This window comes from Pseudomonas sp. NPDC089401 (genome assembly GCF_044749485.1).
Taxonomy (GTDB): domain Bacteria; phylum Pseudomonadota; class Gammaproteobacteria; order Pseudomonadales; family Pseudomonadaceae; genus Aquipseudomonas.
On the sequence record NZ_JBIVIA010000005.1, the window covers coordinates 226,399 to 247,493 of the forward strand.

21 protein-coding genes are annotated in these 21,095 nt (G+C 62.3%); 11 read left to right on the forward strand and 10 right to left on the reverse strand.

Features of this window, described 5'->3' with window-relative positions; all coding sequences use genetic code 11:
• Positions 1-24: 24 nt before the first annotated feature.
• Complete coding sequence (locus ACIP21_RS14140) at positions 25-921, reverse strand: LysR family transcriptional regulator (protein WP_400688711.1); 897 nt, start codon at positions 919-921, stop codon at positions 25-27.
• Positions 922-1,050: 129 nt separating this feature from the next.
• On the opposite strand from ACIP21_RS14140, the gene ACIP21_RS14145 reads away from it, so the two are divergent.
• The 5 genes from ACIP21_RS14145 to ACIP21_RS14165 are packed head-to-tail and all read left to right on the forward strand — an operon-like array spanning position 1,051 to position 5,892.
• Positions 1,051-2,241, forward strand: a complete 1,191-nt coding sequence (locus ACIP21_RS14145) for a CaiB/BaiF CoA transferase family protein (RefSeq protein WP_400688385.1) — start codon at positions 1,051-1,053, stop codon at positions 2,239-2,241.
• Positions 2,242-2,257: 16 nt separating this feature from the next.
• Entirely contained in the window at positions 2,258-3,223 is a 966-nt protein-coding gene (locus ACIP21_RS14150; RefSeq protein ID WP_400688387.1) for a hydroxymethylglutaryl-CoA lyase, read from the forward strand.
• Complete coding sequence (locus ACIP21_RS14155) at positions 3,220-3,603, forward strand: VOC family protein (RefSeq protein ID WP_400688389.1); 384 nt, start codon at positions 3,220-3,222, stop codon at positions 3,601-3,603. The genes ACIP21_RS14150 and ACIP21_RS14155 overlap by 4 nt, the downstream gene beginning before the upstream one ends.
• 20 nt (positions 3,604-3,623) lie before the next feature.
• Entirely contained in the window at positions 3,624-4,565 is a 942-nt protein-coding gene (locus ACIP21_RS14160) for a D-2-hydroxyacid dehydrogenase (protein WP_400688391.1), read from the forward strand.
• Between the two features lie 37 nt (positions 4,566-4,602).
• Positions 4,603-5,892 carry a dicarboxylate/amino acid:cation symporter gene (locus tag ACIP21_RS14165; protein ID WP_400688393.1) on the forward strand — a complete coding sequence of 430 codons (1,290 nt, stop codon included), beginning with the start codon at positions 4,603-4,605 and terminating at the stop codon, positions 5,890-5,892.
• A 38-nt stretch (positions 5,893-5,930) separates the two neighbouring features.
• Here the strand turns inward: ACIP21_RS14165 and ACIP21_RS14170 are convergent, their stop codons facing one another.
• From ACIP21_RS14170 to ACIP21_RS14190, 5 genes are all read right to left on the reverse strand, one after another.
• On the reverse strand, positions 5,931-6,845 hold the full coding sequence (locus tag ACIP21_RS14170; RefSeq protein ID WP_400688395.1) for a LysR substrate-binding domain-containing protein: 915 nt from the start codon (positions 6,843-6,845) through the stop codon (positions 5,931-5,933).
• A 76-nt stretch (positions 6,846-6,921) separates the two neighbouring features.
• On the reverse strand, positions 6,922-8,130 hold the full coding sequence (locus tag ACIP21_RS14175; RefSeq protein ID WP_400688396.1) for a pyridoxal phosphate-dependent aminotransferase: 1,209 nt from the start codon (positions 8,128-8,130) through the stop codon (positions 6,922-6,924).
• The gene (locus ACIP21_RS14180) at positions 8,127-8,756 is read right to left on the reverse strand and encodes an RraA family protein (RefSeq protein WP_400688398.1); all 630 of its coding nucleotides are present in this window, start codon (positions 8,754-8,756) and stop codon (positions 8,127-8,129) included. Before ACIP21_RS14180 ends, ACIP21_RS14175 begins: the two co-directional genes overlap by 4 nt.
• Entirely contained in the window at positions 8,753-9,418 is a 666-nt protein-coding gene (locus ACIP21_RS14185) for an RraA family protein (protein WP_400688400.1), read from the reverse strand. Before ACIP21_RS14185 ends, ACIP21_RS14180 begins: the two co-directional genes overlap by 4 nt.
• 1 nt (position 9,419) lies before the next feature.
• On the reverse strand, positions 9,420-10,082 hold the full coding sequence (locus tag ACIP21_RS14190; RefSeq protein WP_400688402.1) for an RraA family protein: 663 nt from the start codon (positions 10,080-10,082) through the stop codon (positions 9,420-9,422).
• Between the two features lie 107 nt (positions 10,083-10,189).
• On the opposite strand from ACIP21_RS14190, the gene ACIP21_RS14195 reads away from it, so the two are divergent.
• Together ACIP21_RS14195 and ACIP21_RS14200 are read left to right on the forward strand one after the other, a co-directional pair.
• On the forward strand, positions 10,190-11,089 hold the full coding sequence (locus tag ACIP21_RS14195) for a LysR family transcriptional regulator (protein ID WP_400688404.1): 900 nt from the start codon (positions 10,190-10,192) through the stop codon (positions 11,087-11,089).
• 88 nt (positions 11,090-11,177) lie between these two features.
• On the forward strand, positions 11,178-11,987 hold the full coding sequence (locus ACIP21_RS14200; RefSeq protein WP_400688405.1) for an alpha/beta fold hydrolase: 810 nt from the start codon (positions 11,178-11,180) through the stop codon (positions 11,985-11,987).
• A 79-nt stretch (positions 11,988-12,066) separates the two neighbouring features.
• Here ACIP21_RS14200 and ACIP21_RS14205 read toward each other — a convergent pair whose 3' ends face one another.
• The 4 genes from ACIP21_RS14205 to ACIP21_RS14220 all read right to left on the reverse strand — a co-directional run bounded on the left by ACIP21_RS14205 (position 12,067) and on the right by ACIP21_RS14220 (position 16,959).
• Complete coding sequence (locus ACIP21_RS14205; RefSeq protein WP_400688407.1) at positions 12,067-12,747, reverse strand: nitroreductase; 681 nt, start codon at positions 12,745-12,747, stop codon at positions 12,067-12,069.
• Positions 12,748-12,908: 161 nt separating this feature from the next.
• Complete coding sequence (locus ACIP21_RS14210) at positions 12,909-14,279, reverse strand: MFS family transporter (protein WP_400688409.1); 1,371 nt, start codon at positions 14,277-14,279, stop codon at positions 12,909-12,911.
• 272 nt (positions 14,280-14,551) lie between these two features.
• Positions 14,552-15,475 carry a LysR family transcriptional regulator gene (locus ACIP21_RS14215; protein ID WP_400688411.1) on the reverse strand — a complete coding sequence of 308 codons (924 nt, stop codon included), beginning with the start codon at positions 15,473-15,475 and terminating at the stop codon, positions 14,552-14,554.
• Between the two features lie 173 nt (positions 15,476-15,648).
• Positions 15,649-16,959, reverse strand: coding sequence for a dicarboxylate/amino acid:cation symporter (locus ACIP21_RS14220; RefSeq protein WP_400688413.1), 1,311 nt, complete (start codon positions 16,957-16,959; stop codon positions 15,649-15,651).
• 491 nt (positions 16,960-17,450) lie between these two features.
• On the opposite strand from ACIP21_RS14220, the gene ACIP21_RS14225 reads away from it, so the two are divergent.
• The 4 genes from ACIP21_RS14225 to ACIP21_RS14240 all read left to right on the forward strand — a co-directional run bounded on the left by ACIP21_RS14225 (position 17,451) and on the right by ACIP21_RS14240 (position 21,059).
• Positions 17,451-17,981 carry a thiamine pyrophosphate-binding protein gene (locus ACIP21_RS14225; RefSeq protein ID WP_400688415.1) on the forward strand — a complete coding sequence of 177 codons (531 nt, stop codon included), beginning with the start codon at positions 17,451-17,453 and terminating at the stop codon, positions 17,979-17,981.
• Entirely contained in the window at positions 17,969-18,565 is a 597-nt protein-coding gene (locus tag ACIP21_RS14230) for a thiamine pyrophosphate-dependent enzyme (protein ID WP_400688417.1), read from the forward strand. Before ACIP21_RS14225 ends, ACIP21_RS14230 begins: the two co-directional genes overlap by 13 nt.
• Before the next feature lie 71 nt (positions 18,566-18,636).
• The gene (locus tag ACIP21_RS14235) at positions 18,637-19,800 is read left to right on the forward strand and encodes an acyl-CoA dehydrogenase family protein (protein ID WP_400688419.1); all 1,164 of its coding nucleotides are present in this window, start codon (positions 18,637-18,639) and stop codon (positions 19,798-19,800) included.
• A 56-nt stretch (positions 19,801-19,856) separates the two neighbouring features.
• Complete coding sequence (locus ACIP21_RS14240) at positions 19,857-21,059, forward strand: CaiB/BaiF CoA transferase family protein (RefSeq protein ID WP_400688421.1); 1,203 nt, start codon at positions 19,857-19,859, stop codon at positions 21,057-21,059.
• The last annotated feature ends 36 nt before the right edge of the window (positions 21,060-21,095 follow it).

The following is a 21,095-nucleotide window of genomic DNA, read 5'->3' on the forward strand; positions in this document are numbered from 1 at the left end:
CGGCCTGGCCGGCCCCCATCAGGGTCATCCTTCGACCGCAGTACCGAGCCGTGTCAGGTGCTCGAAAAGATTCCTTGCCTCGGGCGCCAGCTCGACATGCTCGGCAACCCCGACATAAAGCGTCCGCTGTGCCCAGTCGCCCTCCAGCATGATCGCGTGCAACTGATGCCCCAACAGTGCCTTGCGCACCGATCCTAGCGGCAGGATGCCGATGCCGAGCCCAGCTTCAATCATGCGGCAGATACCGTCAAAACTGCTGACCTGGATACGCACTTTCAGTATTTTGCCATGCGCTACTGCTTCGTCACTGATTCTGCGCAGCAGTGAGCTGCCTTGGTTCAACGCGACGAACTCATAATCCAGCGCCCGCTCCAGAGTAAGGCGCGGGTTCCCGGCCAGTGGGTGCCCTGCTGGCACCAGCAGCGCCAGCTGATCCGTGCGATAAGGGTGTTTGCAGATCCCTTCTGACGCCACATTGTCGGCAAAGATGCCGATATCCGCCCGCCCATGGATGAGCGCCTGCACGATGTCGTCGCTCAGTGCCTCCTCCATGCCGATTCTGACAAACGGGTTGGAGGCCAGGTAGACCGACAGATCCTGTGGCAGGAACTGAATGACTGCCGAGGTATTGGCCGTAAGGCGCACGTGCCCGCGAGCGCCCATGGCGTAGTCACTGGCATCGCACGCCATGCGGTTGATGCCGTCGACGATGTGGCGGGCATGCTCGGTCATGCCACGGCCTGCGGGCGTCAGTTCAACACCGCGGGGACGGCGGTCGAGCAACACGCATTCAGTCAGCCGTTCCAGCTCGGCAAGGCGCTTGCTGGCCGTGGACAGCGACATGTTGGCCATTCGCGCCGCCTGGGTGAGATTGCGTGTTTCCGCCACGAACAGCAGCAGGCGCAACGACAGTAGATCCATATGAAGAAGGTTCAAATTAAAGCCCCCGCCTTTCAGTTTTCGAAAGGGTAATGGAGAAATTGCCAATTTTCATAGCGCCGGCTAACGGTGACTATCGCAACACGACAAACCACAAGAGCGGATAACGCCATGACCCTGCCCTTGCAAGGCATCAAGGTCGTCGAGATGGGCCAGCTGATCGCCGGGCCGTTCGCCGCCAAGATGCTTGCCGAATTCGGCGCCGAGGTGATCAAGATCGAACCCCCCACCACCGGCGACCCGCTGCGTAAATGGCGCCTGCTGCACGAGGGCACCTCGGTGTGGTGGGCCGCGCAATCGCGCAACAAACAGTCGGTGACCCTCGACCTGCGCCAGCCCGAGGCGCGCGAGGTGGCCAGACGGCTGTTGACCGACGCCGACATCCTGATCGAGAACTTCCGCCCTGGCACCCTGGAAAACTGGGGCCTTGGCTGGGACGCCCTGCATGCACTCAACCCACGGCTGATCATGCTGCGGGTATCGGGCTACGGCCAGACCGGCCCCTACCGCGACCGCCCCGGTTTCGGTGTGATCGGCGAAGCCATGGGCGGCCTGCGGCACCTGTCCGGGGAGCCCGGGCGCACGCCGGTGCGGGTCGGCGTGTCCATCGGTGACTCGCTGTCGGCCTTGCACGGCGTGATCGGCGTGCTCCTGGCCCTGCGTCACCGCGAGCAGAACAACGGCGAAGGCCAGCAGGTGGACGTGGCGCTGTACGAGTCAGTGTTCAACATGATGGAAAGCCTGCTGCCCGAGTTTTCGGTGTTCCAGACCGTGCGCCAGCCGGCCGGCAGCAGCCTGCCGGGCATCGCGCCGACCAACGCCTACCGCTGCCAGTGCGGCAAGTACGCGCTGATTGCCGGCAATGGCGACAGCATCTACCGGCGCCTGATGGAGAAGATCGACCGCCTCGACCTGGCCAATGACCCAGCCCTGGCCCACAACGACGGCCGCGTACGCCACGTGGCGCGCATCGACGCGGCGATCTCGGCCTGGACTGCCGAGCGCCCGCTCGACGACGTGCTGGCGGCGCTGAACGATGCGCGCATCCCCGCCGGCAAGATCTACGACGCCCAGGACATCGCCAGCGACCCGCATTACCAGGCCCGCGACATGCTGCTCAGCGCCCAACTGGACGACGGTACCCCGGTGACCCTGCCCGGCATCGTACCGAAGCTGCAGGCCACCCCCGGCCAGGTGCGCAGCCCGGCACCGAAGCTCGGCGAGCACACCGACCGCGTGCTCGAGGCCCTCGGGTTCGACGCCGACACCCGCACGCTGTGGCGCAGCCGCGGCATCATCTGAACAGGAGGCACTCACCATGAAACGCCTGTATCTGCAGGAAGTCGCCACCCGCGACGGCTTCCAGAACGAAGCCACCTTCATCGACACCGCCGACAAGATCGCCATGGTCGATGCCCTGAGCCTGTGCGGCTTTGCCAAAGTCGAGGTCACCTCCTTCACCTCGCCCAAGGCCATCCCGGCGCTGCGTGATGCCGAGGCGGTGATGCGCGGCATCACCCGCCAGCCCGGCGTCGAATACACCGTGCTGGTGCCCAACGTGCGTGGCGCCGAACGCGCCCTGGGCTGCGGCATCGACGAAGCCAACCTGGTGATGTCGGTGAGCGAGCCACACAACCGCTCCAACCTCCGCATGACCCGCGAGCAATCCTTCGCCCAGTTGCACGAGGTGGTCAGTGTGATCGGCCACAGCGACGTGGCTATCAATGTCTCGCTGTCGACCGTGTTCGGCTGCCCGATGCAAGGCGACGTCGACGATGACGAAGTGCTCGGCTGGGTCGACCGCTTCGCCCACCTGGGTGTTCGCGGCGTCACCCTGTGCGACACCACCGGCATGGCCTTCCCCAGCCAGGTTCAACAGCTGAGCGCCAGGGTGCTCGAACGCTTCCCCGAACTGCAGGTCACCCTGCACCTCCACAACACCCGCGGCATGGCCCTGGCCAACACCGTGGCCGCGCTGCAGGCCGGGGTCGAGCGCTTCGACGCCTCGCTCGGCGGCCTGGGTGGTTGCCCGTATGCACCCGGTGCCAGTGGCAACGTCTGCACCGAAGACCTGTTGCACATGCTGGACCTGATGGGCTACGACACCGGTGTAGACCTGGACCAGGTGTTGGCAGCCTCGGCGCGCCTGCCCGGGCTGATCGGCCACGGCACGCCCAGCCAGATCCTCAAGGCCGGCAAGCGCCTGGACCTGCACCCCATCCCCGAACACGTGCATACGCTCAGCAAGCAAGTGGTATCGAACCACGCGGAGGCCGCCCAATGATCGACCACCTGGACCACCTGGTACTCACCACCCTCGATGTCGACGCCTGCCGCGACTTCTACACCCGCGTGCTGGGCATGCAGCCGGAAACCTTCGGCGCCGGCCGCCTGGCGTTCCGTTTCGGCAACCAGAAGATCAACGTGCATGTGCGCGGCCATGAGTTCGAGCCCAAGGCCCACTTGCCGGTGCCCGGCGCGCTGGACCTGTGCTTCATCGCCAGCATCCCCCTCGAGGCCGTGATCGCCCACCTGCACAAGGTGCACTGGCCCATCGTCGAAGGGCCGGTGCAACGCACCGGTGCCACCGGCCCGATCCGCTCGGTGTACCTGCGCGACCCGGACCTGAACCTGATCGAGATCGCCGAACAACTGCCTGCCTGACCACTCAACCGAGGTGACCCATGAACATCGTTTTTCTCGACGGTGCGAGCCTGCCTGCGCCCTTGAATCGTCCCGCCCAGGCCACTCGCTTCGAAATCCGCCCCAGCACCACACCGCAAGAAGTGCTCGGCGCCCTGGCCAACGCCGAGGTGGCGATCACCAACAAGGTCCGCCTGGAGCGCGCGCAGCTTGAGCAACTCACGACGTTGAAACTGATCTGCGTGGCCGCCACCGGTTACGACTGCATCGACCTCGCCGCCTGCCGCGACCTTGGCATCAGCGTGTGCAACGTGCCGGCCTATTCGGCCGTCAGCGTGGCCGAGTCGGTGATCGCCTCGCTGTTCGCCTTGCGCCGGCATCTGTTCGCCTATCGCCAGGCAGCCGTCAGCGCCTGGCCAACCTCCAGCCACTTCTGCGTGCACCAGGCACCGATCGACGACATCCAGGGCATGACCCTGGGCATCGTTGGCCGCGGCGATATCGGCAGCCGGGTCGCGCGCCTGGCCAAGGCCTTGGAGATGAAGGTGCTGTTCGCCGAACACCAGGGCGCCAGCTGCGTGCGCGAGGGCTACGTCGCCTTCGACAGCCTGCTGGAGCAGGCCGACGCCATCACCCTGCACTGCCCGCTGACCCCGCGCACCCGCCACCTGATCGGCGCAGCGCAACTGGCGCGGATGAAGCCCGGTGCACTGCTGATCAACACCGCCCGCGGGCCACTGGTGGATGAACACGCCCTGCTCGCCGCCTTGCTCGATGGCCACCTGGGCGGTGCCGCACTCGATGTGCTGGACGGCGAACCACCGCGTGCCGACCACCCGCTGCTGCAGGCCGGGCTGCCCAATCTGCTGATCACCCCGCATGTGGCCTGGGCCAGCCAGAGCAGCGTGGCGCGCCTGAAGCAAGTGCTGCTGGCCAATATCGAGGCATTCGCCAAGGGGCAGCCGATCAACCTGGTTTCTTGACCACCGCAGGCTCAGAAATCAACAAAGGCAGAGCACCATGACAACAACAATCAGCTCTACGCACGACCTGCCGGCGATCCGCCGCAAACCGTTCTACCAGCACCTGTACGTGCAAGTGCTGGCCGCCATCGCCCTGGGCATCCTGCTCGGCCACTTCAGCCCCGGCCTGGGCGAGCAGATGAAGCCACTGGGCGACACCTTCATCAAGCTGATCAAGATGCTCATCGCCCCGATCATCTTCTGCACGGTAGTCAGCGGCATCGCCGGCATGCAGAGCCTCAAACGCATTGGCCGCATCGGCTTCAAGGCGCTGGTGTATTTCGAGGTGCTGACCACCATCGCCCTGGTCATCGGCCTGGTCGGGGTCAACCTGCTCAAGCCGGGTGCGGGCATGCACATCGACCCGGCCACCCTCGACGCCAGCGCGATTGCCGGCTACAGCAAGGCGGCCCACGACCAGAGCGTGGTCGGCTTCCTGACCCATATCGTACCGACCACGGTATTCGGCGCGTTCAGCGAGGGTGACATCCTCCAGGTGCTGTTCATCTCCGTGCTGTTCGCCTTCGGCCTGCAGTTGCTGGGCGATGTCGGCAAACCCCTGCTGGACACCATCGATCTGGTCGCCAAGGCGTTCTTCCGCATGCTCAAGATCGTCATGTACGTGGCGCCACTGGGCGCCTTCGGCGGCATGGCCTTCACTGTCGGCAAATACGGCGTGCAGTCACTCGGTGCCTATGGCCACCTGCTGCTGTGCTACTACCTGACCGGGCTGGCGTTCGTCTTCGTGGTGTTGAACCTGGTCGCCCGCCTGGCCGGGTTCAGCCTGTGGAAGTTCCTCAAGTACACCCGCGAAGAACTGGTGCTGGTACTCGGCACCTCCTCGTCGGAATCGGCCCTGCCGAGGCTGATGGGCAAGCTGGAGAAGCTCGGCTGCGAGAAGTCCACCGTAGGCCTGGTGGTGCCTTCGGGCTACTGCTTCAACCTCGACGGCAGCTGCATCAACATGACCGTGCTGGCGATCTTCATCGCCCAGGCGCTGGACATCGACGTCTCGCTGTACCACCAGGTGACCTTGCTGTTGATCCTGTTGCTGACCTCCAAGGGCGCGGCCAGTGTCACCGGAGGGGCATTCATTACCTTGGCGGCGACACTCGGCTCGCTGGACGTCATCCCCGCCGCCGGCCTGGTCCTGGTGCTGGGCGTCTACCGTTTCATCTCTGAGGGCGGCGCCTTGATCAACGTGATTGGCAACGGTGTTGCCACACTATTTATCGCGCGGTGGGATGGTGCATTAGACGCTGACGTGCTCAAACGCGAGCTTGGCTGAACGCAAATGCAAGCTCAGGTGCTTACTGCCAGGGCCCCTCAGCTGGGCCCTGGCGCAGTAAATTCGATCATCGCCTCATCAATGAACCGCCGCAACTTGACGCTGCGCTGCCTGTCCGCCGGGTAGATCAGATGCATTGGCTTGGAGGGGGCGCTGTAGTCAGGGAGGATCTGAACCAGTTCTCCCGAATTCAGGCTGCTGCGGACCAGGTCCTCGGCGCCCAACAAGATACCCACGCCGGCACGTGCCGCGTTGAGCTGTGCGACTGCGTCATTTACCTGAAGCCGCCCCGCCACGCGAACGCTGAGTTGTTCGCTGCCTTTAGTGAACAGCCATTGTTCATCTACTGCCCGATCCCAGAACACATAACCCAGGCACTGGTGATGCTGCAGATCACTTGGGTGAGCAAGTGCACCGTGACGCTCCAGGTACTCTGGGGACGCACAGACGTACATCTGATAACGGCCAAGCGGCCTTGCGACCAGACTGCTGCTGTCACCAATACCAGGATCCCCGATGCGCACGACCACCTCGTAGCCCTCTTCGATGATATTTACAGATCGGTCGGAGAGGTTGAGGTCGATCTCGATGTTCGGGTATCGCTGCATGAACCCGGCGACGAACCTGATCAGGCTGTGCGAGCCGAACTGATGCGGCGCACTGACGCGCAACCGCCCATGGGGTTGATCGTGTGCTTCCATGGCTAGCAGGTCGGCAGCATCCACGGCAGCCAGCGCTGCCTTGCACCGCATAAGATACAGGTGGCCAGTTTCGGTCAGGCTCTGCTTGCGCGTGGTCCGGTTGATGAGCCGTACCTGCAGCCGATCCTCCAGCGCCTGAACATGCCGGGCCACCATCTGCGCGGACATACCCAACTGCACCGCAGCAGCTGCAAATGAGCCGGCCGTAGCCGCAGCTATGAACACTTCCATGGAACGCAGGCGATCAAGCATCAGGGCAATCGTAGAGTGGAGACAACCCCAAGTACCCCACAACAGCGTGGGATACCTGAGGCAGAATCAGGCAAGGTTACTGAGCACTTTTGCAGAAGAGGTGAATCGCCTGACAGGCAGCGCGAAGCGACTCATCATCGAGCGCATAGGCGATTCGCAGGTAGCCTGGCAGGCCAAACGCACTACCTTGCACAACCGCCACGTTGGCTTCTTCAAGCAATGCCATCGCCACCGCCTCATCGTCAACGAGATCACTGCCGCCCGGCGAGCGCTTGCCGATCAACCCAGAGCAGTCAGCAAAAGCGTAGAAGGCACCGCCCGGGACTTCGCAGTTGATACCCGGCGCCTGGTTGAGCAGTTCGACCATGAAATCGCGGCGCCGCTGGAAGACTTCGCGGCTGTGCGCGATGAAGTCCTTCGGACCGTCCAGGGCAGCGATTGCAGCGTGCTGCGAGATGGAACAGGCGCCCGAGGTCTGCTGACCTTGCAGCTTTTCCATGGCCTCGAGCAGCCAGCGAGGGCCCGTGGCGAACCCGATGCGCCAGCCGGTCATGGCATAGGCTTTCGACACGCCGTTCATGGTCAGTGTCCGTGCCGCCAGTCGTGGCTCGACCTGGGCAAGCGTGAGGAACTCACGGCCGTCGAAAATCAGGTGCTCATAGATGTCGTCCGCCAGAATCAGTACCTGCGGGTGAGCCAGCAACACCTCGGCCAGCGCCAGCAACTCGTCGCGGTCGTACACGGCGCCCGTGGGGTTGGACGGCGAGTTCAAAATCAGCCAGCGGGTTTTCGGCCCGATGGCTTCGGCCAACGCTTGCGGGGTCAGCTTGAAGCTCGACGCGGCGCCACAGGCAACAATCCGCGACTCGCCACCGCACAGCTCGACCATTTCTGGATAGCTGACCCAGTACGGCGCAGGAATGACCACTTCGTCGCCGTCGTTCAAGGTTGCGGCCAAGGCATTGAAGATCACCTGCTTGCCACCGCTGCACACCAGCGTGTCCTGCCAGCTGACATCCAGGCCATTTTCACGCTGGTACTTGCGGGCAATGGCTTCACGCAAAGCCCGAAGGCCAGCCACCTGGGTGTATCGCGTGTGGCCATTGTTGATCGCACTGATGGCGGCAGCACGGATGTGCTCCGGCGTATCGAAGTCAGGCTCGCCTGCACAGAGCGAAATGATCTTCGCCCCTTCTGCGCGGCGCGCCGCGACGCGGTCGATGATCTTGTAGGTTGCCGAAGGCTTGGCAGCCTCCAGGCGACGGTTCAGCGTTTCCAGGCTCACGCGTGCTCCTCCGGGTGGGAAAGGCCCATCAGGTCCATGGTGGTTTGACCTTCGCGCAGCTTGGCCATGAACACGGCCTCTTTGTCAGCGCGCTTCTGGCCTTCGCGTAGCGTGCTTTCAACGGCATCGGCCGGGATGATGATGACGCCGTCCTCGTCCGCAACTACCAGATCGCCGACGCTGACTTGCGCACCGCTGAAGTCGAAAGACTTGCCTACCGAAGGGGTGGTCGCCTTGACGGTACCTTTGACCGAGATGCCCCGCGCAAACACCGGGAAGCCGTGGGCTTCAAGCGCGGCGATATCGCGCACGCCGCCGTTGGTCACCAGGCCGACAATGCCTGCGGTTTCAGCCGCAACAGTGAGCACTTCACCCCAGTAGCCGGCGACGAAGTCGGCCGTATCACAGACCAGGACGCTACCGCGCGGCGCTTTCGCCACAGCCAGGTGCAGGCCCAGGTTGTCACCTGGCGAGCATTGCAGCGGGAATGCCGGGGCGGCGATGAACGCGCCTTTCCAGACCGCGCGAATTTCGCGATCGACCGCGCACGGCAGCCCAGAGGCCTCGTACAGGGTGGAAGTGCCGAGGACTTTTGCGATGTTCTGATAGTCGTGTGGAAGGCTCATGGTTGTTTGCTCTGCAGGGCGTGGTAACCGAGGGCGGCACGGGCTTGTTTGAGGCTCATGCCAGTGGCGATCTGTTCGCGGATCTGCGCTTCGACGTGTTCGATACGCCGTGCTGTTTCAGCGACTTCCCGGGCACGATCACGCGGGACGATGACGACGCCATTGGCGTCAGCCACGACGATGTCGCGGGCACACACCCGGGCTTGACCAACCGATACCGGCTGGTTGACGGCCACGACTTCCACGCGGTCCTTGCCGGTACGCATGAAGCGGCCCTTGCTGAACAGCGGGTAGCCTTCGCCCAGCGCCTTGTTCACATCGCGGCAGACGCCATCAATGACCGTGCCGGCGATACCGCGAGCCAGGGCGTACTGGGTCATGATGTCGCCCCACACCGTGCAATCGGTACGGCCGCCGTTGGCAATGACCACGACGTCACCGGGTGCTACTTCATCAATGAAGTCGCCCACAGTGCCGGGCGGCGTGCTCGCACTGACGTACTGAACGGTGAAGGCCGGGCCGACCACGACCTGGCTGTAGTTGGCCAGTGGCGCGATACCGAAGGCCTGGCCTGGAAGGCCCAGCTTGTCCATCGCATCGGACACACCTGGGGTATCCAGGCCTTCGAACAAGGCGACGAGATCTTTATCGGAAAGGCTCATATCAGTGCTCCACCTTGATGGCTTCGAATTGGCTGTCGTGCATCACGTCCTCGACCGAGCGGCCCGCACGGACGGCGTCGACCATGCCGGCCTGGCGGCGATCGATACGCTCGGCCAGGTCGAGCACCTTTTCGATAGCGTGGGCTGGGACAAAAACCGTGCCGCATTCATCGGCGATCACGTAGTCGCCCTCCTCGACCTCAACGCCGGCCATGCGAACTTTCACGGCCGCGTCGATCTGGATGAGCCGGTTGCGTGCGCTGATCATGGTCACGCCGCGGCCGAAAACCGGGTAGCCAATATCGGCGCTGCCGCGGATGTCGCGACTGAAGCCATCGATGATCGAGCCACGAATGCCTTTGCGCTGGGCTGCGTTGGCGAGGATGTCGCCCCAGCTGGAGATACCGTCGACACCACCGGCGATCACCAGCACGCGGTCATCGGTGGTGATCTGCTCCACGACCGGGGTAATCAGGTGCACGGTGGGCGCCACGTCCTGCTTTGGCCCCAGCTGCACAGTACTGGCGCGGCCAACAATCTTCGGGCAGTTCCAGAGCGGCATCAGGCCGTTGGTGGCACCCGGCAGCTGGAGGAAGTCCAGCGCGTCCGACACCGTGTTGGTATCGAGCGCAGCCAGGCGATCAAGCGGGGCTTTCAAGCTCATCGGTTGCAGGCCTCTTGTAGGTGAGGCTTGAGTATCTGCGCCGAGATTTGATACGTATATTACGAAGAAGCTAAGCTTGTCATACCCCAAACCTATGGAAGCGTGCTGTGATCAACTTTCGCTTGATACGCCACCTCTGGCTGTTCCTGGCAGTTGCCGAGGACCAGAACTTCAGCCGCGCAGCCAAGCGACTGGGCATGTCGCAGCCACCGTTGACCGAGCAAATCCAGGCGCTCGAACAGTCCCTCCGCGTGCAACTGTTCACCCGCTCGCGCCGTGGCGCTCAGCTCACTGCCGCCGGCGCTGCAATCCTCCCGGCAGTGCGAAAGTTTGCGGATCAATTGGAGCGCCTGGAGTTGGCGGTCCACGAAGCCGTGACCGGTCACGCCGGTGTGCTGACCATCGGGGCGATCACATCGGCCATGATCGATGTGCTGCCCCAACTGATCGAGCGCTTCAAGCAGGACCACCCGTTGATCACGGTTTCGGTTCGGGAGATCGACAGCGCGGAGGCGATTCCGGCGCTCGAGGCCGGCGATATCGACATCGCGTTTGCGCGCCTTGAAGGCAACATTGGCCGGCACCTGCAGTCGATGCCTCTGTCAGAGGACCGCCTGGCCGTCGCGATGCCCATGGACCACCCTCTTGCCGCCAGTGAAGCCATCGACCTGAAGACGCTTGCCGATGAAACGTTGGTGATGGCCTCAAGAGATGTAAGCCCTGTGTATTTCGATTATCTGGTGGGGCTATGCAAAGCCAGCGGCTTCGCACCGCGTATCGTGCATCAGGTCCGCTCGGTCTCGTCGCAGGTGGCGTTCGTCAGTTGTGGCCAGGGCATCGCCCTGGTGCCGACGTCCATGGACAAACTGGCGCCGGAAAATGTGCTGGTGCGGCCTTTGCAGCCGGAAGTGAAGGTTGTCACCACCGCTATGGCATGGCATGGGGTCAACCGTAACCCGCTGGTGGATGCGATGATCGACCAAGCCAAACAGATTTTTCCATCATAGGCTGGGCATATGACTGGGTTCGCGGCTTCGTATTTTACAAAAGGCGGGGCCGGACCGACATTGAGGCCTCTGTAAAAGGAGTTCCACCGTGGCAAACCCTGCTCGCTTCACTCACGAGACATTGTCGTTGAACATCGACGGCACGTTGCTGGATCTGGCAGTGATCCATCGATCCGGTCCCAAAACACCCATCCTCTTCCTGCATGGGTTCGGTTCGACCAAAGAAGACTATGCCGACATCACGCTGCAGCCCGCATTCGAAGGTCACCCCTTCATTGCCTACGATGCGCCCGGCTGCGGAGAAACCGAATGCTGCGATCTCTCCCGCATCAACATCCCCTTGCTGGTGAAGACTGCCCAGGCCGTACTTGCCCACTTTGGCATCGACAAATTCCATCTGGTCGGTCACTCCATGGGAGGCCTGACCGGGCTGATGCTCGCTGACGCGGCGCCAGAGCGCGTGCTGAGTTTCGTCGACATCGAGGGCAACATCGCGCCCGAGGATTGCTTCCTCAGCCGACAGATCCACGATCACAAACGCGAGGATGATGCACGCTTCTTCCGCGACTTCATCGAACGCACCCGACTTGCTGCCGACCCTGCCAGCGCGCTTTATGCCGCTAGCCTGGCGCACAAGGTGCGCACCGGGGCGGTCCGCGGCATCTTCGAGTCCATGGTCGAACTGTCGGATAACGGCGGCCTGATGGAAAAATTCCTGGCGCTGCCTTTCCCGCGCCAGTACATGTACGGCGTCACCAATTCCCACCTTTCCTATCTGGACGACATCGCGGCCCAAGGGGTGCAACTGGCTTGCATCCCCGATTGTGGCCACTTCCCGATGTATTCCAATCCGGCGCTGATGTGGCAGCACATCAAGGCATTGCAAGACCGCGCCTGATCTAAAGTTGCGGCAATTGTCATTACTGGCCGGCCAACAGCGCCCGAAGCGTGGGTCAAGCGCTGTCGGCTTTACCAGGTCAACCGTGGAAGCTGACGCTCTGCGAGACCGGAACACGGCCCACCACCATGTCATTGGCAGTTGCGGTTCGGTCAGCGTAGCCGAATGAGATACCAAACAGCATTTTCATTCCTGGATCGATGCCCAACACCTCACGAACGGTTTCGGCATACATTCCCAGCAGGGTCTGGGGGATGCCTGCCAGGCCGTGGGCAGTCAACGAGAGCAAGAAGGTCTGGCCGTACATGCCCATGTCGCTGGCCACTCGAACGCTGTCACCGAGCGCAGGCATAAATAGCAATGCCACATGTGGGGCTCCGAAAAAATCCAGGTTCAGACGCATGGCCTTGGCCCGGCCTTCCCTGTCTTCGCGGGTAACCTTGATCGCGTCGTAGCGAGCTTTGGCACTCGACTGAGCTCGCTCGGCATACAGCTGTGGATACTCCGTCATGTCAAAATAGTAATCGGGCGTGAATTGGCCGGCGTCATCTGCCGCCATCAGCGCCACAGCCAGCTCGTCACGTTTGGCGCCGGACACAATATGAACCTGCCAAGGCTGGGTATTGCAGTTTGAGGGAGATTGCTGGGCTTCTTCCAGAACGTTCTGCAGCAACTCTGCGGGTACCGCCTGGGGCAGAAATTCTCGCATCGAACGGCGGTGCCGCACGACATGGCTGAATTTCTGGTTCATTGCGTTCATCAGATGACTCCGGTTGAGAAAAGGGTGGTTAGCCTATTTCCGCACCGGACCGGGATAAATGGCCCACGGGCGACATCTTTCTGTACTGATAGTTGTTAATGAATACGCAGTATTGAAGGCTTCAGGCAACCCATCGTGCCGTTGCCCGAAGCCTGCGGACGTCAGTGACGGGCGGTCGTATAGTCCGGGCTCGAGCGCCAGCCGGTGTTTTCTTCGACCGCACCGGAACCGTCAAGATAGCCGTGCTTGCGCAGATCGGGCATGAGCACCGCAGCCAGCAAGGTGATCGCGCTCATGGCGGCAACGTAGTAATAGAAAATCGACTCGACACCGGCGCCTCGCAACATCAACGCGACGTACTCGGCCGTGCCGCCGCACAAGGCATTGCCAATCGCATAAGGCAAGCCAACACCGAGCGCACGCACCGTGGCCGGGTACAGGTCGGCTTTCAGCACGCCGGTCACTGGCGTGTAGAACGCGGCGATCAGCAACCCGCCCATGACCAGCGCAAAGGCCTCGTAGGGGTTACTGACGTTCTTCAGCCCGCTCAGCAATGGCACGATGAACACACTGGAAAGCACACCGAATGCGATCATGCTGTTGCGCGAGCCGATCCGGTCAGCCAGCATCCCGTAGACCGGCTGCAGGCACATGAACACGATCAGCGCTGCGGTCATGATGAAACTGACGGTGGCGGGGTCGAAGCCTGCGGAGACCACCAGGTACTTCTGCATGTAGGTCGAGAACGTATAGAAGTGCAGCGAGCAGCCTGCCGTGATCGCCATGGTCAGCAACACCGCCTTCTTGTGACGCATCAAGGCTTTGATCGACCCGGCCTCTTTGTGCTGGCTGTCCTCGGCATGGGCGGTTTCCAGCATCGAGCGGCGCAGGTACACCACTACCAGCGCACTCACCGCGCCGATCAGGAACGGGATTCGCCAGCCCCAGGCCTTCAGCTCGTCCAGCGCCAGCACATTCTGCAGCACCACCACGGTCAGTAATGCCAGCAACTGGCCGGCAATGATGGTGAAGTACTGGAACGAGCCGAAGAAGCAGCGCTTGCCAGTGCTCGACACTTCGCTGATGTAGGTTGCGCCAGTGCCGTATTCGGCGCCGACCGAAAGCCCCTGCATCAAGCGGGCGATAAGCAGGAGCACCGGGGCGGCCATGCCGACGCTTTCATAGGTCGGCAATACGGCGATCATCAGCGAGCCGCCGCACATCAGGAACACCGAGATGATCATGGAGAATCGCCGGCCGCGGGTGTCGGCCAGGTAGCCAAAGATCCATCCGCCCAGCGGGCGCATGAAAAAGCCGACGGCGAAGATGCCTGCCGTGGCGAGCAGTTGCGTGGTCTGGTCGCCTTGCGGGAAGAACAGCGCAGCGAAGTAGATCGAGGTATAGGCGTAGATGAAGAAGTCGTACCACTCCACCAGATTGCCGGAGCAGGCGCCGAGAATGGCGCGGATGCGTTGGCGGTTGGTCAGGTTACGGATGTCGGGCGAAGCAGCATTATTGTTGTTGGCGTGCATGGGGTGACTCCAGATTCAGGGCGAACGCAAGAAAGGAACAGCGGCGTCGGATTACTGGCTGGGAGTCGTTGCAGGTATGAATGAGGAGGACGGCAGAACACGAGGCGATGGAACACACATCTTGGGGTACCTTTGGGGATCTATTATTTTACAAGTCAGTCAAAGGGCACTGACTCTTATTCCCGGGCAAAGCTACGCCCTCGCCCTGACAGCGGCCAGACCGCAAGCGCTCTAGCAGTTATGCTGCGATTGAATAGCTCAGGCGTGACGGCTCAGAGCATATGCCCGGCCCAGATCCCCTGCTCCACCAACTCCGAGGCAATCTCGACGAACGTCTGGCCAACGTAACGCGTGGCCGGGCTGACGTGCCGGTCTGCCGGGGACACCAGCACCAGCTTGCGCATGGGAGTCGGGTCGATCAGTGGCGCGGCGCACAAGGTGCCGTCCTTCAACTGCGCGTAGATCGACGCCAAGGGCAAAGCCGTGAAACCGAACCCGTTACGCACGAGGTCGATCATGGCACCGAAGGAGTCGGCCTCGACGCTGGTGGTGATCTTGAACCCGCGCTCCAGCGCGCACTGGTCCATGATCTTGCGCAAGCCGTGGCGCGGGCTTGGCAGCACCATCTGCTCGTCAGCCAGTTCGGCGAAATGCACAGCGGTATCGCGGTCCAGACCTGCATCGGGTGGGCCGACCAGCACCAGGTTTTCCATCATCACCGGCTCGATACGCAGCGTATGCAAGGGTTGCGGGTCATAAGAGATGGCGAGTTCCAGCTCGCCACGCTGCAGCCAGTCCAGCAGGTAGCCACTGAACGCCGAAGAAAAGCGGATGGACAGGTCCGGGTGGGTGTCGCGAATGCGCTTGACCAAAGGCACCGTGACGATCTCGGCGATGGTCGGCGTGGTGCCGATGGCGACCATGCCACGAAACGCAGCGCGCCCGCCGGCGACTGAGCTGCGGATGGCTTCGAGCTCATCCATGATGCGCGTGGCACGCTCCAACACCTCGAGCCCGGCAGGGGTGATTTCCATGCCGCGGCCGTGCCGTTCGAAGAGGTAGACGCCCAGTTCCTTCTCCAACTGCCGGATCTGCCGGCTCAAGGCAGGTTGCGCCACGTGCAGGCGATCTGACGCCTTGCTCAAGCTGCCAAGCTCGGCCACATGGATGAGGGTCTTGAGTTGCACTACGTCCATCGGTCAACCATTGCGAACAGGAAGGCAGCGCCGTGTAACCGGCGCTTTCGGGACAGTCTAATCAGCGGCCAGGGCAGCAGCTATACAATTTGGATATATCAGATAGTCACCTGCAGCATTCGCAGGTGGAGGCATTGGCCACACCGCTGATCTGGCATGACCAATGCCTGCACTCAATTCATAACAGCCTTGTCCGCTCTGCTGGGTGCAGCCGCTACATCCGGTTTGCCAAGGCCAGGCTCTTGCAGCCCGGGCACCCGCAACTCCCCTTCCCATTTGGCCACGACGGCGGTGGCAATGGAGTTGCCCACCGCATTTGTCGCCGAGCGCCCCATATCGAGGAAGGTATCGATACCCAGGATCAGCAACAACCCAGCCTCCGGGATATCGAACTGCACCAGCGTGGCGGCGATCACCACCAATGACGCACGTGGTACACCCGCGAGTCCTTTGGAGGTGAGCATCAGCGTCAGCAGCATGAGAATCTGTGTTCCGAGCGTCATTTCGATGCCGTAGGCCTGCGCGATGAACAGTACGGCAAAGGTGCAGTACATCATCGAGCCGTCCAGGTTGAACGAATAGCCCATGGGCATGATGAAACTCGAGATCTTCCGGCTCACACCGAAGCGATCGAGCGCCGCAAGCAGTTTCGGGTAGGCGGACTCGGAACTTGCGGTGGCGAAGGCCAGCAGGAATGCCTCCTTGATCAGTGCCAATAGCTCAAACACGCGGCGCCCGAGGAACAGCATGCCCGCCAGCACAAGCAGGCCCCACAGCAGCACCAGGCCCATATAGAAGTCGCGCATGAACACGGCGAAGGTCGCAAGGATCGACAGGCCATTGACCGCCACGGTTGACGCCATGGCGGCCATGACGGCCAGAGGCGCCAGTTTCATCACGTAGCCTGTGATCTTCAGCATGGCCTGTGCCAGCTCATCCGTCAGGCGTACCAGGCCTTTGGCTTTTTCACCCAGCGCAGCCAGCGATACGCCGAAGAACAGCGAGAACACCACGATCTGCAGGATCTCGTTGTTGGCCAACGCCTCGGCAAAGGACCTCGGCACCAAATGGGTGACAAAGGCCTTGAGCGTGAATGCTGAGGTCTCAAGCGAAGCGCTCTGGTGAATGTCAGGCAATGGCAACGCCAAGTGAAGCCCCGGCTGCAGGAGGTTGGCCATTATCAACCCCACCGCCAGCGACAGCAGCGAGGCACTGATGAACCACAGCATGGCCTTGCCGAACACACGCCCAACCGCGCCGGCATCGCCCATGTGGGCAATGCCGACCACCAGCGTGGAAAACACCAGCGGCCCTATGAGCATTTTGATCAGACGCAGAAATACATCAGAAATGACGGAAATGTAGCCCGCAGTCGCCACCGCCTGGGCTTTGTCCGGGCTGGTGAGAAAAATGACATAGCCCAGCAGCACACCCAGCGCCATGGCCAGCAGTATCCAGCCCGCCAGCGGAAGTCTGAATTTCATGTAGCACCTGTTTTATCAAGTAAGGAAAACCGTCAGCACCAAGGCCGTCACGGAACGAGATAGGACAGTGCAAGCAGCCGGAATCGGCTGTGAGGGGACAGAGCGGCTGCAGATGACTGCTCTCGCTCGATCGAGCGCCAAACGAGATTGCCCAGTTTGCGAATGAACATGATGCGACCCTCAGTCTTATTGTTGTTTTGAACGGCTGTGCCGGTACTGCCCAGCCGCGCATTCAAACTAACGTCTGGCCCGCCACTTCACTAACCGCTACCCGGGCCTAACAGCTATGCCGATTTTCTATAACCCTGCATGCCGCTGCGCAGCCATACCCCAAGTGATGCGTCTGACGGTCGCACACCCCGCGAACACGTGGCCTCGCGCCTGAAGCTATGCTTTTGCGGCATATCTCAAAGAAAAAAACGGTAGTCGTCGTCCCGGCCTTCTCTCGCCATGATGTGGAAAAACAAGAGCAGCCCTGCCGGGAGATACCCATGTCATCGCAAGAAGCTGAACAGCACTGGCAAGAAGACGTGTTCCGCGTCCTCAAGGCCCACGACGTCAAGCATGTCGTGTTCGTACCGGACGCCGGCCACTCGGCCGCCATCCGCATGTCCTATGAAGACCCCGATATCAAGGCCGTGGTCCTGACCACTGAAGAAGAAGGCATCGGCTACCTCGCGGGTGCCTGGCTTGGCGGCGAGCGTGGCGCCTTGCTGATGCAGTCCAGCGGCGTCGGTAACTGCATCAATACCCTCGCCCTGCAGAATTGCGCGGGTTTCCCTCTGCTGATGGTGGTGACCATGCGCGGTGACTGGGCTGAGTTCAACGCCTGGCAGAACCCCATGGGCCAGGCCACCGAAGCCTCGCTGAACCTCATGAAAGTCATGACCTGGCGCGCCGACAAGCCAGAAGACGTCGCCCCGCTGCTGCATGGCGCCGCCACCATGGCCTTCAACGGCGATGCCGCCACCGCCCTGCTGCTCGGTCAGCGCCTGATCGGAGAAAAGCAATGGGTCAAGTAAGCGCCAACCACGTGCTGTGCCGCCGCGAAGTGGTGCGCACGCTGCTCGCCGACCGTAGCGACCTGCTGGTCGTCACCGGCCTGGGCTCCGCCTCCTACGACGTGATGGCCGCCGGCGATCACGACAACAACTACTACCTGTGGGCCGCCATGGGCAGCGCCATCACCGTCGGCCTGGGCCTGGCCAATGCCCAGCCGGACAAGAGCGTGGTGGTGATCACCGGTGACGGCGAATTGCTGATGGGCTTTGGCGCGCTGGCGACCGTGTCCCTGCAGCAGCCGCAGAACCTGACCATCGTGGTGCTCGACAATGGCCACTTCGGCGAGACCGGCATGCAAGTCAGCCACGCCGGATTCGGCATCAAGCTCGACCAGGTCGCCGCTACCTGCGGTTTTGCCTGGACTGATGAGATCCGCGAGATGGACGGCGTGCACGGTCTGCGGGAGCGCTTCGCCAACCGCGACGGGGTCAAGCTCGCCACCGTGAAGATCAAGGCCGAAAACCCACCGCGGGTGCTGCCGCCGCGCGACGGTTATTACATCAAGAACCGTTTCCGCGCCGCGCTGGGCTTCCAGCCCATTTGACCTGTTTACGGGTGGGGCTGGTGGCGGAACCACGATGATGCCACCGGCCCTGCCCACCCTGGAGAGCGACCATGACCGAATACAACCACGAAGAACTCAACGCCATCCGCGAAGGCGTGCGCGCCCTGTGCGGCGACTTCCCTGCCGAGTACTGGCGCAAGATCGATGAAGAAAAAGGCTTTCCCGAGGCCTTCGTCAAAGCCATGACCGACGCCGGCTGGCTGTCGGCGATGATCCCCGAGGAATTCGGCGGCTCCGGGCTGGGCCTGGCAGAGGCCTCGGTCATCCTGGAAGAAGTGAACCGTTGCGGCGGCAACTCCGGGACCATCCACGGGCAGATGTACAACATGTTCACCCTGCTGCGTAACGGCAGCGAAGAACAGAAACGCTATTACCTGCCCAAGCTGGCCAGTGGCGAGCTGCGCCTGCAGTCGATGGGGGTCACGGAGCCAACCACCGGCACCGACACCACCAAGATCAAGACCACTGCCGTGCGCAAAGGTGACAAGTACATCATCAACGGGCAGAAGGTCTGGATCTCCCGTATCCAGCACTCCGACCTGATGATCCTGCTGGCGCGCACCACGCCACTGGCCGAGGTGAAGAAAAAGGTCGACGGCATGTCGATCTTCCTGGTCGACCTGCGCGAAGCCATCGGCAACGGCCTGACCGTGCAACCGATCGCCAACCTGGTCAACCACGAAACCAACGAACTGTTCTTCGACAACCTGGAAATCCCGGCCGACAGCCTGATTGGCGAAGAAGGCAAGGGCTTCCGCTACATCCTCGACGGCCTGAACGCCGAGCGCACGCTGATTGCCGCCGAGTGCATCGGTGATGGCCGCTGGTTCACCGAAAAGTCTGCCCAGTACGCCCGTGACCGCGTGGTGTTCGGCCGGCCGATCGGCCAGAACCAGGGCGTGCAGTTCCCAATCGCCGAAGCACACATCGAGATCGAAGCGGCCGACCTGATGCGCTGGGAAGCTTGCCGCCAGTACGACAGCGGGCAGAACGCCGGCGCTGCCGCAAACATGGCCAAGTACCTGGCCGCCAAAGCCAGTTGGGAAGCCGCCAACGCCTGCCTGCAGACCCACGGTGGCTTCGGCTTTGCCAACGAATACGACGTGGAGCGCAAGTTCCGCGAAACCCGCCTGTACCAGGTGGCGCCGATCTCCACCAACCTGATCCTGTCTTACGTGGCCGAACACCTTCTGGAACTGCCACGCTCGTTCTGATTCAGCGCCCCCCTTGCCCAGGCAAGGGGGCTGCCATGACAAGAGAGACGATACTCATGAGCCAGTCCAAGGCCCAGCGCCCCCTCGATGGCATTACCGTCATCAGCCTCGAACACGCCATCGCGGCGCCCTTCTGTACGCGTCAGCTGGCCGATCTGGGTGCCCGGGTCATTAAAGTCGAACGCCCCGGCAGCGGCGACTTCGCCCGGGGTTACGACCAACGCGTCAATGGCCTGGCTTCGCACTTCGTCTGGACCAACCGTTCGAAGGAAAGCCTCACCCTGGACCTCAAGCAGGGTATCGCCGGTGACATCCTCGATCAGTTGCTGGAGCAGGCCGATGTGCTGGTGCAGAACCTGGCACCCGGCGCCGCCGCCCGCCTTGGCCTGAGTTTCGAGGCGCTGCAAGAGCGCTTCCCCAGGTTGATCGTCTGTGACATCTCCGGCTATGGCGCTGGCGGGCCTTACGAGCAGAAGAAAGCCTACGACCTGTTGATCCAGAGCGAAGGCGGTTTCCTCTCGGTAACCGGTGGCCCGGGTGATGACCAGATGGCCAAGGCGGGCAATTCCATCGCCGACATCGCCGCCGGCATGTATGCCTACACCGGCATCCTTTCGGCCGTATTGCTGCGGGAGAAGACCGGTGTCGGCAGCCAGGTCGAGATTTCGATGCTGGAAAGCCTGGTCGAGTGGATGAACTACCCGATGTACTACGCCTACGAGGGCGCCCCGCCGCCCCCGCGCGCCGGTGCCGCCCATGCCACGATCTATCCCTACGGGCCTTTCCCGATTGGCGATGGCAGCACGGTGATGCTCGGCTTGCAGAACGAACGGGAGTGGCAGCTGTTCTGCCAGGAAGTGCTGCTGGACCCGGCGCTGGCCGAGGACGAGCGGTTTGCCGCCAACTACAAGCGGGTGGCCAATCGCGATGCCCTGCGCGCCCTGATCGTCCAAGCCTTCGCCGCGCTCGACTTCGACACGGTGATCCAGCGCCTGGAAGGCGCCAGCATCGCCAACGCCAAGGTCAACGACATGCAGGGTGTCTGGCAGCACCCACAGTTGAAGGCGCGTGAACGTTGGCGGCAGATCGACACGGCTACCGGCAGCGTACCCAGCTTGCTGCCACCGGCCACCAGCAACGCCTATACACCGCGCATGGACCCTGTCCCTGCCCTTGGCGAGCACAGTGAGGCCATCCTGGCTGAGCTGGGTTTGCCAACCGAACGTATTCAACAGCTGCGCACTTCAGGGGTCATCTGACCCCTCTTTCTCATCGCCTGCTGTTCCCTGATCCAG